Origin of the sequence: Sphingomonas sp., assembly GCF_036387535.1 — a bacterium.
Taxonomy (GTDB): domain Bacteria; phylum Pseudomonadota; class Alphaproteobacteria; order Sphingomonadales; family Sphingomonadaceae; genus Sphingomonas_R.
Genome location: NZ_DASVTO010000044.1, coordinates 1 through 14,487, shown reverse-complemented (window position 1 = coordinate 14,487; position 14,487 = coordinate 1). Strand labels below are relative to the sequence as shown.

At 67.5% G+C, this 14,487-nt stretch carries 16 protein-coding genes; 10 read left to right on the top strand and 6 right to left on the bottom strand.

The window, feature by feature from the left end; translation table 11 throughout:
- The first annotated feature begins 32 nt into the window (after window positions 1-32).
- The gene (locus VF649_RS03600; protein ID WP_331010590.1) at window positions 33-695 is read left to right on the top strand and encodes an HAD family hydrolase; all 663 of its coding nucleotides are present in this window, start codon (window positions 33-35) and stop codon (window positions 693-695) included.
- Between the two features lie 3 nt (window positions 696-698).
- Here VF649_RS03600 and VF649_RS03595 read toward each other — a convergent pair whose 3' ends face one another.
- Window positions 699-1,274: a CC0125/CC1285 family lipoprotein gene (locus tag VF649_RS03595; RefSeq protein WP_331010589.1), complete on the bottom strand. Its 576-nt coding sequence runs from the start codon at window positions 1,272-1,274 to the stop codon at window positions 699-701.
- 246 nt (window positions 1,275-1,520) lie between these two features.
- Between VF649_RS03595 and VF649_RS03590 the strand changes: the two genes are divergently transcribed.
- The gene (locus VF649_RS03590; RefSeq protein ID WP_331010588.1) at window positions 1,521-2,963 is read left to right on the top strand and encodes a sugar porter family MFS transporter; all 1,443 of its coding nucleotides are present in this window, start codon (window positions 1,521-1,523) and stop codon (window positions 2,961-2,963) included.
- Window positions 2,964-2,991: 28 nt separating this feature from the next.
- Here VF649_RS03590 and VF649_RS03585 read toward each other — a convergent pair whose 3' ends face one another.
- Window positions 2,992-4,686 carry a thiamine pyrophosphate-binding protein gene (locus VF649_RS03585; RefSeq protein WP_331010587.1) on the bottom strand — a complete coding sequence of 565 codons (1,695 nt, stop codon included), beginning with the start codon at window positions 4,684-4,686 and terminating at the stop codon, window positions 2,992-2,994.
- A 40-nt stretch (window positions 4,687-4,726) separates the two neighbouring features.
- A complete protein-coding gene (locus VF649_RS03580) occupies window positions 4,727-5,167 on the bottom strand; it encodes a host attachment family protein (RefSeq protein ID WP_331010586.1) in 441 nt (146 codons plus the stop codon).
- A gap of 178 nt (window positions 5,168-5,345) precedes the next feature.
- Between VF649_RS03580 and VF649_RS03575 the strand changes: the two genes are divergently transcribed.
- From VF649_RS03575 to VF649_RS03545, 7 genes are all read left to right on the top strand, one after another.
- The gene (locus VF649_RS03575; protein WP_331010585.1) at window positions 5,346-5,492 is read left to right on the top strand and encodes a hypothetical protein; all 147 of its coding nucleotides are present in this window, start codon (window positions 5,346-5,348) and stop codon (window positions 5,490-5,492) included.
- A gap of 14 nt (window positions 5,493-5,506) precedes the next feature.
- Window positions 5,507-5,722, top strand: a complete 216-nt coding sequence (locus tag VF649_RS03570; protein WP_331010584.1) for a hypothetical protein — start codon at window positions 5,507-5,509, stop codon at window positions 5,720-5,722.
- Window positions 5,719-5,856, top strand: coding sequence for a hypothetical protein (locus tag VF649_RS03565; protein ID WP_331010583.1), 138 nt, complete (start codon window positions 5,719-5,721; stop codon window positions 5,854-5,856). The genes VF649_RS03570 and VF649_RS03565 overlap by 4 nt, the downstream gene beginning before the upstream one ends.
- Complete coding sequence (locus VF649_RS03560; RefSeq protein WP_331010582.1) at window positions 5,856-6,122, top strand: hypothetical protein; 267 nt, start codon at window positions 5,856-5,858, stop codon at window positions 6,120-6,122. The genes VF649_RS03565 and VF649_RS03560 overlap by 1 nt, the downstream gene beginning before the upstream one ends.
- A 13-nt stretch (window positions 6,123-6,135) precedes the next feature.
- The gene (locus VF649_RS03555; RefSeq protein ID WP_331010581.1) at window positions 6,136-7,155 is read left to right on the top strand and encodes an SDR family oxidoreductase; all 1,020 of its coding nucleotides are present in this window, start codon (window positions 6,136-6,138) and stop codon (window positions 7,153-7,155) included.
- The gene (locus VF649_RS03550) at window positions 7,155-7,346 is read left to right on the top strand and encodes a hypothetical protein (protein WP_331010580.1); all 192 of its coding nucleotides are present in this window, start codon (window positions 7,155-7,157) and stop codon (window positions 7,344-7,346) included. Before VF649_RS03555 ends, VF649_RS03550 begins: the two co-directional genes overlap by 1 nt.
- A gap of 84 nt (window positions 7,347-7,430) precedes the next feature.
- Entirely contained in the window at window positions 7,431-8,906 is a 1,476-nt protein-coding gene (locus tag VF649_RS03545; protein ID WP_331010579.1) for a carbohydrate porin, read from the top strand.
- Between the two features lie 24 nt (window positions 8,907-8,930).
- On the opposite strand, the gene VF649_RS03540 is transcribed toward VF649_RS03545, so the two are convergent.
- Entirely contained in the window at window positions 8,931-10,742 is a 1,812-nt protein-coding gene (locus VF649_RS03540) for a DUF885 domain-containing protein (RefSeq protein WP_331010578.1), read from the bottom strand.
- Window positions 10,743-10,910: 168 nt separating this feature from the next.
- Here VF649_RS03540 and VF649_RS03535 point away from each other — a divergent pair, with 168 nt between their 5' ends.
- Window positions 10,911-12,350 carry a M20/M25/M40 family metallo-hydrolase gene (locus tag VF649_RS03535; RefSeq protein ID WP_331010577.1) on the top strand — a complete coding sequence of 480 codons (1,440 nt, stop codon included), beginning with the start codon at window positions 10,911-10,913 and terminating at the stop codon, window positions 12,348-12,350.
- 52 nt (window positions 12,351-12,402) lie between these two features.
- On the opposite strand, the gene VF649_RS03530 is transcribed toward VF649_RS03535, so the two are convergent.
- A complete protein-coding gene (locus VF649_RS03530; RefSeq protein WP_331010576.1) occupies window positions 12,403-13,272 on the bottom strand; it encodes a copper resistance protein B in 870 nt (289 codons plus the stop codon).
- A 212-nt stretch (window positions 13,273-13,484) separates the two neighbouring features.
- A partial coding sequence (locus VF649_RS03525; RefSeq protein WP_331010575.1) for a multicopper oxidase domain-containing protein occupies window positions 13,485-14,487 on the bottom strand: 1,003 nt, incomplete at its 5' end.

Below are 14,487 nucleotides of genomic sequence, written 5' to 3'. Positions count from 1 at the left end.
CTGACCAAGTCGTTGTTACAAGGATTGAAATCATGACGATCAAGGCGATCCTGTTCGATATCGACGGCACGTTGGTCGACAGCAACGACCAGCATGTCCTGGCATGGGAGGAGGCGTTCCGCAGCATCGGCAGATCGTTCGACCGGCAAGTGATCCATGACCAGATCGGCAAGGGCACCGACATGCTGGTGCCGACCCTGCTGCCCGAACTGGACGCGGCCGCGCAGACGCAGCTGGGAGAGGTGCATGGGACGGTGTTCAAGCAACGCTATCTGGACGAAGTCCGGCCGTTTCCCGGTGCGCACGATCTGTTGGCGGCGGTGCATGCCGCAGGGCAGCAGGTGGTGCTGGCGTCATCCGCGTCGCAGGCCGAGCTGGAGCATTATGTCGCGTTGCTGGGCGCGGAGGCGATGGTCGGAGCGACCACCAGTTCCGACGACGTCGAACGGACCAAGCCCGCGCCCGACATCTTCGCGACCGCGCTGAAGAAGACCGGGCTGGCGCCGGATCAGGCGCTGGTGGTGGGGGATACACCGTACGACATCGAAGCGGCCGGCAAATGCGGCGTCGCGGCGGTCGCGGTCCGGTCGGGGAAGTTCGACGACGCGACCCTGCGCCGGGCGGGGGCGATCGCCGTCTATGACGATGCCGCCGCCTTGCTGGCCGATTATGCGCAGTCGCCGTTGGCGGGGTGACGATCAGCGGGGTGGCTGGATCGTGGCGCGGAGATTGGCCAGCACCGCCCGCGCATCGAAGGCACGAGGATCATTGGGTTTGGGACCGCGGCCCGTCACGATTTCGGCGGTCGCCTCGTACCGGTCGACGGTCCGGACATTGACCGTGCTATCCCAGAACGGGTCTCCCCAGAAGGGATCCCACCCGCGCCAGCCGAAGCCGCGGCCGCGATACCGCCAGCTCGGCCCCCAATAGCCGAAGGGGCCCGGGCCGAACGGCTGATCGACATAGGTATTGCTGCGGCGTTCCGTGTTCCGATCGGCCATCTGGAACCAGTCCTGCCCGCGTTCCACCGTGAGTTGCGCGGCCCGGTACAGGAGGTAGGTTTCGACCGTCTGGCGCGAGGTCATGCTGTTGCCGGCAAAGGTGACGCGAAAGCGGTTGGGTTCGATCTGCTGATCGCCATAGCCGCCGGCCGACGCATGCGCGCTGGAAATCGGCTGATAGGGCGTCGACGTGGTGCAGGCGGTCAATCCCGCCAGCAGCAATGCCGCCCATGGCGCCGTAGCATGACGTATGCCAAGAACATCCTTCCTCATGATCCACCCGTAACTATAGATCAGCCCTTATCGGCTATCCCAGGATGAACCATAATCTTGACGTGACGTTCCACATATTGTTGATGATGTAGATGTATGATGGTTGTTAGGAGTACGGAACAATAAATTACGGGATCTATCATGATTTTGCGAAACTTATACATCGCTTCGGGATTTGAAGATTGATCCCAAGCCAAACGCCCGCGGACGGACGCCGTCGACGCGGGGCACGAATGAAAGTGTCGCATGTCCGCAACGTCCTCCCCATCCAGTTCCGCCGGCGATGGCGTGGCACCCCTGCCCAGCCCGGGCGGGCAGCTCCGCCGGATCACGCTGGTGGCGACACTCGGCGGATTGTTGTTCGGATATGATACCGGCGTCATCAACGGCGCGCTGATCTATATCCAGCAGGATCTGCGTCTGACGCCGTTGACGGAAGGGATGGTCACCAGTTCGCTGTTGCTGGGCGCGGCGTTCGGCGCGCTGCTGTCCGGGCCGATATCGATGCGATCCGGCCGTCGCCGCACGATCCTGACGCTGGCCATCGTCTTCATCGCAGGGACAGTCGCGTCGGCGCTGGCGCCGGGTATTCCGAGCCTCGTCGCCGCGCGGTTCCTGCTGGGGCTGGCGGTCGGTGGCGCGTCGGTTTCGGTTCCGACCTATCTGGCGGAGATCGCACCGGCGGGCGGACGCAGCCGGCTAGTGACCACCAACGAGTTGATGATCGTGTCTGGGCAGTTGCTGGCCTTTGCGTGCAACGCGTTCATCAGCCTGCGCTGGGGGCAGCATGCCGGTGTGTGGCGCGTGATGCTGGCGGTCGCGCTGATCCCTGCGATCGGCCTGCTGATCGGGATGCTGGGCGTGCCGGAAAGCCCGCGCTGGCTGGTCGCGCATCACCAGATGGACCGCGCGCGCAAGGCGTTGCGGCGCATCCGCGATGCCAAGGCGGTGGATACCGAGATGCAGGAGATCGAGCGCGCGATCGGCGACCCTGATGCCGGGGCGGCGCGGATCGACCTGACCGTGCTGCGCGAACCGTGGATCCGCCGCATCCTGTTCATCGGGATCGGCATCGGGATCGTTCAGCAGCTGACCGGCGTCAACTCCATCATGTATTATGGAACGCAGATCCTGACCCAGTCGGGGTTCGGACGCGACGGCGCGTTGCTGGCCAACATCTCCAACGGCGTCATATCGGTGGCGGCGACCTTCCTTGGCATCTATCTGTTGCCCAAAGTGCCGCGGCGGACGCTGCTGACGATCGGGCTGTGCGGGACGACGAGCGCGCTGGTCGCGATCGGGGTGGTATCGAACATGATGGGCCAGTCGGCGATGCGCGCGTTCGTCGTCCTGCCGTTGATGGCGACGTTCCTGGCGTTTCAGCAGGCGTTCGTATCGCCCGCGACGTGGGTGTTGCTGTCGGAAATCTTCCCGATGCGGGTGCGCCCGCTGGCGATCGGGCTGTCAGGGCTGGCGCTGTGGCTGGCGACATTCTCGGTCGGGTTCCTGTTCCCGCTAATGGTCGCGGGGCTGGGGCTGAGCCTGACCTATTTCCTGTTCGCCGCGGTGGGTGTGGGCAATATCCTGTTCGTGCGGCGGTTCGTTCCGGAAACACGCGGCAAGACACTGGAGGCGATAGAAGCGATGTTGCGGCCGAGGGAACGGCGGCCGCGGCGGCGGCGGGCCTGAGCCTGCCGCCCGCGACCGCGACGCCGATCTACCGTCCGCGAAGGGTGTTCAGCGTTTCCTTGACCTTCGCGATACCGAACTTCCACGCCTGATCCACCCCGATATGGGGCATGGCGGGGATCTCGTCCGGGTCGACCACGGCATGGAGGATCGCGGGGCCGGGTGCCGAAAGGAAGCGGCGGATGGTGTCCGCAAGCGCCGCGGGGTCCCGCGCGGTGAACCCCTCGGCACCGCAGGCGCGGGCGAACGCCGCGAAATCCATGTTCGGGAAGCTGGCGCCCGGTGCCGCGGGAACGCCGGCCCGCTCCATTTCAAGATGAACGAGGCCCCAGCCGGCATTGTCGTAGACCACGACCTTCACCGGCAGCTTGTGTTCGACCGTCGTCATGAATTCGCCCAGCAACATGGTGAAGCCGCCGTCGCCGACTTGGCAGATCACCTGACGGTTCCGATCGAGCGCCTGCGCGCCGTTGGCGATGCCGAGGCCGGTGCCGACCGCGGCATTGTTGAACGACCCGCTGATCCGCTGGCGCCCGGTCTGGCGTAGCCAGTTGGCGGCCCAGAGCGTCACTTCCCCGGTGTCGGTGACGATGACCGCATCGGCGGCGGCATGATCGCCGATCAGCCGCGCGACCGCCTGCGGATGAATCTTGTTCCCGCTGCGCCCGGGATCGGCCTTTTCGTCCAGCATCCGGTCCCACGCCGCGCGCGCGGTGCGAACCTGTTGAAAGAAGCTGTCATCCTGACGCGCAGGCAGGCGATCGAGAAGCTGCAGCAGTGCAGGGCGGACCGAGCCGACGATGCCGAGCGCGATCGGCGTGCGCCGACCGAGTGCGAACGCGCGTTCGTCGATCTGGATGACGCGACCATGCTTCGGCAGGAAATCGGTATAGGGATAATCGGTACCGAGCATCAGCAGCAGATCGGCATCGACGACGGCGTCGACGCCGGGACGACCGCCGATCAGGCCGACACCGCCCATCCAGTGTGGTTCGTCATAGGGCAGCATGTCCTTGGCGCGGTAGGTGTGGAGCAGCGGCGCCTTCAGCCGTTCGGACAGGGCGATCAGTTCGGCCGCCGCACCGTGACACCCGGCGCCGCAGAAGATGGCGATGCTCTTCGCCTGCGCGATCAGCGATACCGCGGCGTCGATATCGGCAGGGGCGGGCGCGACATCAGGGCGCGCGCGCAGCGTGGACAGGCTGGGTACCGCCTTGCCCGCGGGTGCGCCGAACACGTCGGGCGGAATGTTGAGATGCGCGACGCCGCGCGCGCCATAAGCCTCCGCAATCGCCTGGTGGAATACGGCCGGCGCCTGTTCCGGTGAAGAGATCGTCTGGGTGTAGACGGCAACATCGCGGAACAGCAGGTCGGGTGTATCCTCCTGAAGATAATCGGTGCCGCGCATCGCCGCCGGCACCCCGCCGGAGATGGCGAGGACCGGCGCATGATCCTTGCGGGCTTCGTAGAGGCCGGCGACCAGATGGTTGCCGCCCGGCCCGGTGGTGCCGCAGCAGACGCCGAGCCGGCCGGTCAGCTTTGCCTGGCCGGCGGCGGCGAGCGCGGCGCCCTCCTCGTGCCGGACGCCGATCCATTCGATGCGGTCCTGCCGCCGGATCGCATCGGTAAAGGGATTGAGAGCGTCGCCCACGATGCCGAAGACCTGGCGGACCCCGATCTCGGCAAGCGTGTCGACCAGCAGTTCGGCGACGGTATCGGACATCGGGATCTCCGGATCATGGAACAGGGGGGCGGGCGACCACTCATTCGGCGGCGATGATGGCTTCGATCTTGTCCTTGGGATGTCCGGTCAGATCCTTGGCGATCTCCGCAGTCAGTCGGGTCTGGACTTCCTTGTGATAATGCTTGCGCAGTTCGCCGAGCAGCTTGGGCGCGGCGACCACGACGAGCCGGTCATACTCACCCTGCAGCGCGCGATCCTTCAGCGTGTCCGCGGTGCTGGCGGCGAAGCGGTTCTCCTCCAGCTGGTGATAATCGGCTTCGCTCGTGGAATCCTGGCCATAGCCGGTGCTGGACGGGCGTTGCCCCTGCGCGTCGGTCTTCTGATCGCGATCGGCGGGGTTGGACCTGGTTTCGACATCCTCCACGATCAGGTTGGGGGCGTCGGCGTCGCCCTGGTTGCGGAACATCAGCATCTTGCGGCCATCGGCGACCAGCACCAGCGTGTCATGGGGTAGACGCATCAGGATTCTCCCTGGTTCATGATGCGGCTGCAACGTGCCAGCCGCGACGCGGGTTGCATGGCAGTGATGGACCGGGGCTGATTTGGATCAGCTATGCTTATGATAAGATACGGTATTTCCTGAAACGTCTGCTCGTCTGGTCCGTTGACCACCTATTCCACGGAACAGGAGCAGCGACATGGCGCAGAAGGGCGCGGGCGGAAACGCGGGCAGCATCCCCAGCAAGGGGGGTGACGCAGGATCGGGTGGCAACGGATCCGGTACCGGCGGCAAGGGCGGCGGCGGCCGTTCGGGCGGCAGCAGGTCCGGTGCGGGCAAATCCTGAACAGGAGAAGCGGCATGTCGAAGAGCAGCCATGTCGGGGAGGGCGACGGCCTGACCCAGAACCAGAACAATGCGATGAGCGACGACCCCGGTGACGGCCAGCGGCGACGCTATTCCAAGGGCGACGACGCGTCCGGAGTGACCGGTGCGCCGGACGCGCAGGGCCCGGAACAGCTGGCGGCATTCGGCCGGCGCGGATCCCGGCAGTCTGACGATGGAGACGTGACATGACCGACCACAAGAAGAAGGGCGATTTCCACAAGAACGGCAAGGAGGATGTCGGCGGAAACAAGAAGCAGGACAATGGCGACAGCAGCGCCAGCCGTACCGGCAACCAGAATGCCGGCCATGGTGGGCGATCCTGATGCCTGACCGTGACATATCGGCCGACACCCGCCCGACCGATGCGCCCGATACGCCGGGACGGCTGGAGCAGCCCGTCGACCTGAAGCGGCCGAGCGCGGCGCCCGCCGCCACCGGGGCGGGTGGCAACGCGTTGTCGACCGGGCTCCAGCCAAGCGGCACGGCACCGGGCGGCGGGCCGGGCACGGGTGCCGGCAGCATTGGCACCGGCGGCGGATCGACCGGCGATGCCGCCACCGGCAACGCGGCATCGGGCCGGGACGGATAGAATGGGAAACAGCGTGCGCAGACCGAACGAACCGCAGGTGGTGGTCATCACCGGCGCATCGAGTGGCATCGGCCGACTGACCGCGCTCGCCTTTGCCGAGCGCGGGGCGGCGGTCGTGCTGGCGGCGCGGCGCGGCGAGGTGCTGGCCGAGGTGGCGGAGCAATGCGTCGCGATCGGTGGCCAGGCGATCGCGGTGCCGACCGATGTCGGTGATGCCGACGCCGTGGCGGCGGTGGCCCGCCGCGCCGTCGAACACTTCGGTCGGATCGACCTGTGGTTCAACAATGCCGGGGTCGGCGTGTTCGGAAAGCTGAACGCGATCCCGGTCGCGGTATGGCACCGGGTGATCGCGACCAACCTGCTGGGTGCCTATCATGGTGCGCGCGCGGTGATGCCGGTGTTCGATCGGCAGGGGCATGGCATCCTGATCAACAATGCGTCGATCGTCGGTCGAATCGCGAAACCGGATTCGACCGCCTATGCCACCAGCAAGTTCGCGATCCGTGGGCTGTCGGAAGCGTTGCGGCAGGAGTTGCTGGACCGGCCAAATATCCACGTCTGCACGATCCTGCCGTCGGTGATCGACACGCCCTTCTTCGAACATGCCGCCAATTACAGTGGGCAGCGGGTGCGCGCGGCGCCACCGGTCTATCCACCGGAGCGCGTGGTGGATGCGGTGCTGAAGCTGGCGCGGCGGCCGGTGGCGGAAACGATCATCGGCGGAGCGGGAAAGTTTGCCGCCGCGCAGAAACGGATCGCGCCCGCGCTGACGACGCGCATGACGGGGCGCCTGCTGCATCGCGGGTTTCTGGAGACGCAGCCGGCGGAGGATGGACCCGGCGCCACGTTGGAGCCGGTGCGGGACGGACGCGGCGTCACCGGTGGCTGGCGGCGGCTGTCCGGGCCGCTGGAGCGCAGCCGGCCGAGCCCGATAATGCTGGGATTGCTGGCGCTGCCGATCCTGGCCGTGGCAACGCGATGGATGATGCGGCCGGATGCCGGCCCGTCGCAGGGCAGTCACGGGGATAGATGATGACGGATCGCGAGAAGATCACGGACGGCGCGAACGAACGGGCGGTCGACGAAACGATCGCCGGCACCGGGCCGGGCATCGCCGATGAGGCGTTGTCGCCCGGCGCCGACCTGCCGGAGGCACCGGACGACGATGCCGTACGGCGTGCGGCCAAGGCGCTGGGCGCGCCGGTGCCCGAAGCGGGCGGCTGAACCCCCGAGGTGCCAGCTGCGGCACGACCGACCCGTTCTTCCGACCGACGGACGGCGAGGAAGAACTTTCCTGCGCATCGGCGGTTGTCCGGTGAGGACACCGCGCAGGGGCGGGTGATGGCATGGCAGGGGGCGGGGATGACGGCGGCGAACAGGATCGGGATGCGGATGCTGTTGGGGGCCGCGGCCCTGGGCAGCGCTGCATCCGGGCAGGCGCAGGCGATCGACCTGGGTGCGCCCGCACCGGAGCCGACCGCGCCGCAAACCGCATCCGCCGACACGAAACAGCGACCGCGCCTGGCGGTGACGCGGGCGCGCGACACGTCGCCATCCGCGCTGATCGGCGATACGCAAAGCACGCCGCCGCCGGGCCTGATCGGCGACTGGCAACAGATCCGCACCCGGCTAGGCCGGCGGGGGATCGGCGTGACCGCGCGCTATGCATCGGAAAGCGGGTATAACGTCACGGGCGGCGAGCGACGGTTGTTCCGCGAAACCGGGCAGTTCGATGTCGGCATGCTGCTGGACCTGGAGAAGCTGGCGGGGCTGACCGGTGGCGCGTTCCAGGCGACGATCACCTGGCGGCGGGGCCAGGACCTGACCAGCGACGCCGGCTTGAACGCGTTGCAACAGGTGCAGGAAATCTATGGCCGCGGGCAGACGTTGCGCGTGACGCAACTATGGTATGAACAACGCCTGGGTAGCCGTGTCGAGGTGAAGCTGGGGCGGACCAACCCCGGCGAAGACTTCGCGGTCTTTTCCTGCCATTTCCAGAATCTGAGTTTCTGCGGTGCGCAGCCGGGCAATGTGGCGGGTGATTACTGGTACAACTGGCCGGTCAGCCAGTGGGGCGCGCGGGTCCGGGTCGATGTGAAGGAGGATTTCTACGTCCAGGGCGGGGCGTATGAGATCAACCCCCGCAACCTGCGCAAACGTTTCTTCATCGGCCATTTCAAGGGCGCGACCGGGGTGCTGGTGCCGGTGGAGGCGGGATGGTCGCGCGGCGGGGACGATGGCCGGGTCGCGTCCTACAAGATCGGAGGCTGGATCGCGACGGCGGATAGCGACGATGTGCGGCTGGACATCGACCGCCGGCCGATCGCGATCACGGGGATGGCGCCGCTGCGGCGATCGGGGCGCTACGGCGTCTATGTCGCGGTCCAGCGGCAGCTGACCGGGACATCGAAGGACGGCAAGTCGCTGACCGGGCTCGGCATGTTCGCCAATCTGACGCAGACCGACCGCAAGACATCGGTGACCGACAACCAGATCGCGCTGGGGCTGTTCTACAAGGGGTTGATGCCGGCGGTGCCGGGCGACGTCCTGGGGCTGGGCGTCGCGCGGACCAACGTCAACGGCCGGGCCGCCGCCGACGATCGCCTGACCATGCCGGATCAGCCCCGGCGCGACGCGGAATATGCGGCCGAACTCTATTACAGCATCCAGCCGCTCGACTGGCTGGAAATCCGCCCGAACCTGCAATGGATCCACCAGCCGGGCGGCGTGCGCGACGCGGGCGATGTCGGCGTGCTGGGGCTGAAGGCGGCGATCACCTTGTGAGATCGTCGCCTTGCCTGCGTCCCCTTACCCCTTCTTCTGCGCGGCGATGCGATCGTCGATTCGGCGTTCCAGGAGGGTGAGAGGCATGGCGCCTTCCTTCAGCACCTCGTGGAACTGCTTGAGGTCGAAGGCGGCGCCGAGCGCCGCTTCGGCCTTTGCGCGGGCGCGGGTCCAGGCCATGTGGCCAACCTTGTAACTGCACGCCTGGCCGGCCTGGGTGCAGTAGCGTTCGACCTCGCGCTGGGTGCGCGGGCGGGCGAAGCCGGTGGTCGCGACCATGTAGTCCGTCGCCTTTTCCCGGCTCCAGCGCTTGGCGTGGATCCCGGTATCGACCACCAGTCGCGTCGCGCGGAAGAGGAAGGATTGCAGATAGCCCGCCCGTTCGAGCGGCGTGGCATAGGCCTGCAGTTCGTCCGCCAGCTGTTCCGCATAGAGCGCCCAGCCTTCGGAATAGGCCGAGAAGAAGCCGATCTTGCGGAGTGTCGGGATGTCCTTCGATTCCTGGGCGAGGCTGATCTGGAGATGATGGCCGGGCACGCCCTCGTGATAGGTGAGCGAGGGCAGCGAGTATTTTGGCCAGTCGCCGACGTCCTTGAGGTTGACGAAGTAGATGGCCGGCCGGCTGCCGTCGAGCGAGGCGCGGTTGTAATAGCCGTTCGAGGCGCCATCCTGAATCTCGACCGGTACCGCGCGGATTTCGAGCGGCTGGGTCGGCACGGTCGCGAACGCCTGCGGCAGTCGCTTGTACATCGCCTCGACCCCCTGGTTCAGGCCGGCGATCAGTTGTTCGCGACCCGCGGCGGTGTTGGGATAGAGTTGATCCGGCGCGACGTTCAGCTTGGCGAGCCGTTCGCCGACGGTGCCGGTGCTGTAACCCTGCGTCTTCAGGATGGTGTCGAGCTGCGCGCTGATGTCCGCGACCTGTTGCAGGCCGAGGCGGTGGACCTCGTCGGGGCTCATCGTCGTGGTGGTCGCCTGGGCGAGCGCCATCGCATAGATGGCGTCGCCGCGCGGCACCCGCCAGATGCCGTCGCCGGGCCGCGTCGTCGGGCGCAGTGCCGTGATCATCGCAATCTGGCGATCGAGCGCGGGATAGACCCTGGTTTCCAGAATGCGCGCGGCCTGACCCTGCCAGTCGCCGGCGATGCCCTTGGCGGCGGCGCGCCGGACGAGCGATTGCACGATGCTGGCGCCGGCGGCGGGCTGGCTCCGCAGCTTGCGCATCTGCCCAAGGGTGAGGTCGAGCGACCAGGCGGGGGCGAGCAGGCCGCGCGCGGCTTCTTCCTTCTGGCGCGCGCTTTCCTGATCCAGCACGGTGGCGAACTGATCCAGCCGGGAAAGATAGGCGTCGGCATCGGCCTTCGTTGCGATCGTGTGCGCGGTGTTGAGGAAATCCGGCACCGAGAAATAGGCGCCACCCTGCTGGAAGATCCGGTAGGGCCGGATCGCGCTGTCGATCCCGAAGGTGTCGGCGGACGCGATCTGCGTTTCCAGCGTGTAGCGGACGACTTCGAGATTGCGTTGCGCGGGCGGGGACAGCCGGGCGGGATCGAAGGCGGCGAGGCGCGCGATCGCGGCCTTGGTTTCCGCGATGTCGCGCGCACGCTTTTCGGGCGTGCGGGGCGACAGCTGGCCCTTGGCCGCGGCGAGTGCGCCCTTGTCAAGGCCGAGCGAGGTGGCGAGTTCGGGTGCGCGCGTGACCGTCTGCTGAAAGATCTGGTCGAACGCGGTGTCGAGTTGCCGGTCCGCGTCGCTGGCGGCGGGGACTTGCGCCCGTGCGACCGTGGCGGTGAGCGCGACGGCGCTGGCGGATCCGACAAACTGGCGACGATTCATGGTCAAGGCCCCTTTGAACAACAGGTTGCGGCCACGGTAGGCGAGGCGTGCCTGCGCCTCAAGCCGGCATGGTCGTTGCGGGCATCGGCCTCGGCCTGGCTGGTGGCGCCATTGCCGGCGGCGGGGATGGGCGTTAGCACCGCACGTCGGTTTCAGCCGGAGATCATGATGCGCCGTTCTGCCCTGCCCCTCGCCACCTTCCTCACGACCATGTTGGCGACGGCGCCCGCGCTGGCCGGGCCGATCAGCCCCGTGCGACACGACGCGACGCTGGCGATGTTCGAACGGCTGGTCGACACGCCCACGGTGGTCGGCCGGGGCAAGGTGCCGGAGATGGCGAATTACCTTGCCGATCAGTTCAAGGCGGCGGGATTTCCGGCCGCCGATGTCGAGGTGGTGCCGTATCGCACCCAGGCGAAGGATGGCAGCCAGGCCGACGATACCGCCGCGCTGATCGTGCGGTGGCGGGCGGCGGCGGCGGGCGGCCGGCGGCCGATCATGCTGATGGGACACATGGATGTCGTGGAGGCCAAGCGGGAGGATTCGACCACCGATCCGTTCAAGCTGACGGTGCGTGACGGCTATTATTACGGGCGCGGCACCATCGACATGAAGGCGGGGCTGACCGGTATCGCGCAGGCGCTGATCGACCTGCGCAGCAGTGGCTGGGAACCGACGCGCGACCTGGTGCTGTTCTTCACCGGGGACGAGGAGACGAACGGGATCGGCGCGACCCGCGGTGCGACCGAATGGCTGGATCGGCTCGGTCGGCCCGAATATGGCCTGAACGCGGACGGCGGCGGCATCGGGTTTACGGAAGGCGACAAGCCGCTGGGTGCGACGGTGCAGACGGCGGAAAAGACCTATGCCGATTACGAACTGCGCGTCACCAACCGCGGCGGGCATTCATCGAAGCCGCGGGCGGACAACGCCATCTATCAACTGGCGCATGCGCTGGAACGGCTGGAGGCCTATCGCTTCCCGCCGCAGATGAACGAGACGTCGCGCGCCTATTTCACGGCGGTGGCGAAGATCGAAACCGGCGCGGCCGGGAACGCGATCCGGCGCTGGCTGGCGAACCCGGACGACGGCGCCGCGGCCGATGCGGTCGAGGCGGACGAGACCTATGTCGGGCTGACGCGGACGCGCTGTGTCGCGACCCGGCTGTTCGGCGGGCATGCGAACAACGCACTGCCGCAACTGGCGACCGCGACCGTCAACTGCCGCATCTTTCCCGGCATCACGCCGGATGCGATCCGCGACGTGTTGCAGCGGGTGGCGGGCGACCCGGCGGTGACAGTCACGCGGCTGGACGCGAACCCGGCGTCGCTGGCATCGCCGCTGCGCAGCGACGTGACCGCCGCCTATACCAAGGCCGTCACCACGCTGCACCCCGGGATGCAGGTCTATCCCGAAATGTCGACCGGTGCGTCTGACGCACGTCCGTTCCGCGCGGCGGGCGTGGCGGTGTACGGCGTCGGGGGCGAGTGGGTGCGGGTGCCGGTCGACCTGCGCGCCCATGGCAAGGACGAACGCCTGCCGATCGCCGCGCTGGACGACAATGTGGCGCACTGGAAGCTGATGGTGCAGGCGCTGACGGGGAAATAGCCGGAGTCCGGCGCGCCTGATACCGGCATCCGGTGCCGGTATCGGGTGACGGTCAGAACCAGGTCCGGATGCCGGCGACGAGGCTGAACCCGCCGGTGTCATCGCCGCGCGACCGGGCTGAGCGGGCGGTGTCGCCGAACTGGCGTTCCCAGGACAGGCCGACATAGGGCGCCAACTGGCGCGACCGTTCATAGCGCAGGCGGAGGCCGAGTTCGAGATCAGTCAGGCCGGATCCGATCCCGTCGCGCGGGATATCCTGCGCCGCCAGGTTGGCTTCGATCCGGGGTTGCAGCACGACGAACTGCGTCATGCGGATGTCATGCCACGCTTCGGCCCGGCCCAGCACATCGCCCTTGTCCGACAGGAACAGCGCGCCTTCGACATCGAACCAATAGGGGGCCAGCCCTTCGAGTCCGAGTGTCGCATAGGTCCGCGACGGGTCAGGCCTGAAATCATGGCGGACGCCGGCCTGGAGGTTCCAATAGGGATCGAGCGCATGGCTGTAGAGTGCCTGGACCTCCGCTTGCGCAAGCGGTCGGCCGAACGTGCCCTCACCTTCGGTTTTGACGGTCAGGCGGTCGATATCGCCGCCGAACCAGGCCGAACCGTCCCAGCGATAGCCGTCGCCGCCGCGCCGCGCCTGATATTCGGCCAGATTGAAGATCAGCTGCCCATAGGTCATCCCGCCATGTTCACGGCGCAGCGCGCGGTCCGCGTCCTGCATCGCCGTGGCACCGTAATAGCGCGACGCCGCCAAGCCTGGCAGAGGCGCGGGGGCAGGGGCGTTGCCGGGTTTCTGGTCCGTTCCGGTGGCCGGCATGGTGTCGCCGGAGGGCGGCGGCGCACCGGGCGTGCCGGGCATGCCGGCCATCGCACCCATGACATGACCGGCATGGGGATCGGGCGCGGGGGGAGCCGCCATGTCCGTGGCCGGCATCCTGCGGTGACCGGCATGGGGGTCGACAGCCGGTCCGGCGGCCGGTTTCCCGGAGGTGGCCTTCGGCCTGGCGGCGGGTTTCCCGGCGGGCATGGCCATGCCCGGCATCATGGCATGGTCCATCGCCCTCTGGGCCGGGACCGGTCCGGCGGCGACGACCGCGACGGTGGCGATGGCCGGAAGGAAGCGCAGCCCCGTCATGCCGCCGCGCCCGCGACCGGGCGGACCTGCACGACCTGCATCATCCCGGCGTGCATGTGGTAGAGCATGTGGCAGTGGAACGCCCAGTCGCCGGCATTGGCGGTGACGTCCCAGCGGACCATGCCGCCCGGCTGCACCATGACGGTGTGCTTGCGCGGGCTGTAGGCGCCGTGGCCGGTGACCAGTTCGAAATAATGGCCGTGCAGGTGGATGGGGTGGCCCATCATCGTATCGTTGACCAGGGTCACGCGGACACGCTCCCCCGCGCGGAACGGGATCGGCGCCGTGACCTCCGACAGTTTCTCGCCATCCAGCGCCCACATATAGCGTTCCATGTTGCCGGTCAGGTGGATCTGCACCGTGCGGGAGGGCGCGCGCAGATCGGGGTTGCGATCCAGCGCGACGAGATCGCGGTAGGTGAGCACGCGGTGGCCGACATCGTCCAGGCCCTGACCCGGATCACCGGTGCGATCGACCGGCATCGGGGCGATCGTCTGGACACCCGGACCCTTCTTCACACCCGGCGCCTTCGACAGGTCGCGCATGTCCATCTTCATGTCCATGGGCATGTCGGCCATCGCGTCATGGTTCATCGCGGCATGATCCATCGCCATGCCCATGTCCTTCATCGTCGCGACCGGCCGCCGGCGGAGCGGGGGAACGACCGCCGCCATGCCGGTGCGCGGGGCGAGCGTCGCCCGCGCCATGCCGGACCGGTCGACGCTTTCGCCGACCAGCGTATAGGCACTTGGCTCCGCTGGCGTGACGATCGCGTCATAGGTTTCCGCTACGCCGATCTGGAACTCGTCGACCGTCACCGGGCGGACGTTCATGCCATCGGCCTGCACGATGGTGAGCGTCAGGCCCGGGATCCGGACGTTGAACGTGGTCATCGCCGAACCGTTGATGATCCGCAGCCGCACCCGTTCGCCCGGCGTGAACAGGCCGGTCCAGTTGTCGCGCGGACCGTGGCCGTTGACTAGATAGGTGTAGGTCGAC

Excerpts from the sequence above, each read along its gene's own strand:
- VF649_RS03590 (WP_331010588.1), top strand. The coding sequence starts at position 1,521 with ATGTCCGCAACGTCCTCCCCATCCAGTTCCGCCGGCGATGGCGTGGCA.
- VF649_RS03540 (WP_331010578.1), bottom strand. The coding sequence starts at position 10,742 with ATGAATCGTCGCCAGTTTGTCGGATCCGCCAGCGCCGTCGCGCTCACC.
- VF649_RS03580 (WP_331010586.1), bottom strand. The coding sequence starts at position 5,167 with ATGCGTCTACCCCATGACACGCTGGTGCTGGTCGCCGATGGCCGCAAG.
- VF649_RS03575 (WP_331010585.1), top strand. The coding sequence starts at position 5,346 with ATGGCGCAGAAGGGCGCGGGCGGAAACGCGGGCAGCATCCCCAGCAAG.
- VF649_RS03565 (WP_331010583.1), top strand. The coding sequence starts at position 5,719 with ATGACCGACCACAAGAAGAAGGGCGATTTCCACAAGAACGGCAAGGAG.
- VF649_RS03550 (WP_331010580.1), top strand. The coding sequence starts at position 7,155 with ATGACGGATCGCGAGAAGATCACGGACGGCGCGAACGAACGGGCGGTC.
- VF649_RS03535 (WP_331010577.1), top strand. The coding sequence starts at position 10,911 with ATGCGCCGTTCTGCCCTGCCCCTCGCCACCTTCCTCACGACCATGTTG.
- VF649_RS03595 (WP_331010589.1), bottom strand. The coding sequence starts at position 1,274 with ATGAGGAAGGATGTTCTTGGCATACGTCATGCTACGGCGCCATGGGCG.
- VF649_RS03570 (WP_331010584.1), top strand. The coding sequence starts at position 5,507 with ATGTCGAAGAGCAGCCATGTCGGGGAGGGCGACGGCCTGACCCAGAAC.
- VF649_RS03560 (WP_331010582.1), top strand. The coding sequence starts at position 5,856 with ATGCCTGACCGTGACATATCGGCCGACACCCGCCCGACCGATGCGCCC.
- VF649_RS03530 (WP_331010576.1), bottom strand. The coding sequence starts at position 13,272 with ATGGCGGCTCCCCCCGCGCCCGATCCCCATGCCGGTCATGTCATGGGT.
- VF649_RS03585 (WP_331010587.1), bottom strand. The coding sequence starts at position 4,686 with ATGTCCGATACCGTCGCCGAACTGCTGGTCGACACGCTTGCCGAGATC.
- VF649_RS03600 (WP_331010590.1), top strand. The coding sequence starts at position 33 with ATGACGATCAAGGCGATCCTGTTCGATATCGACGGCACGTTGGTCGAC.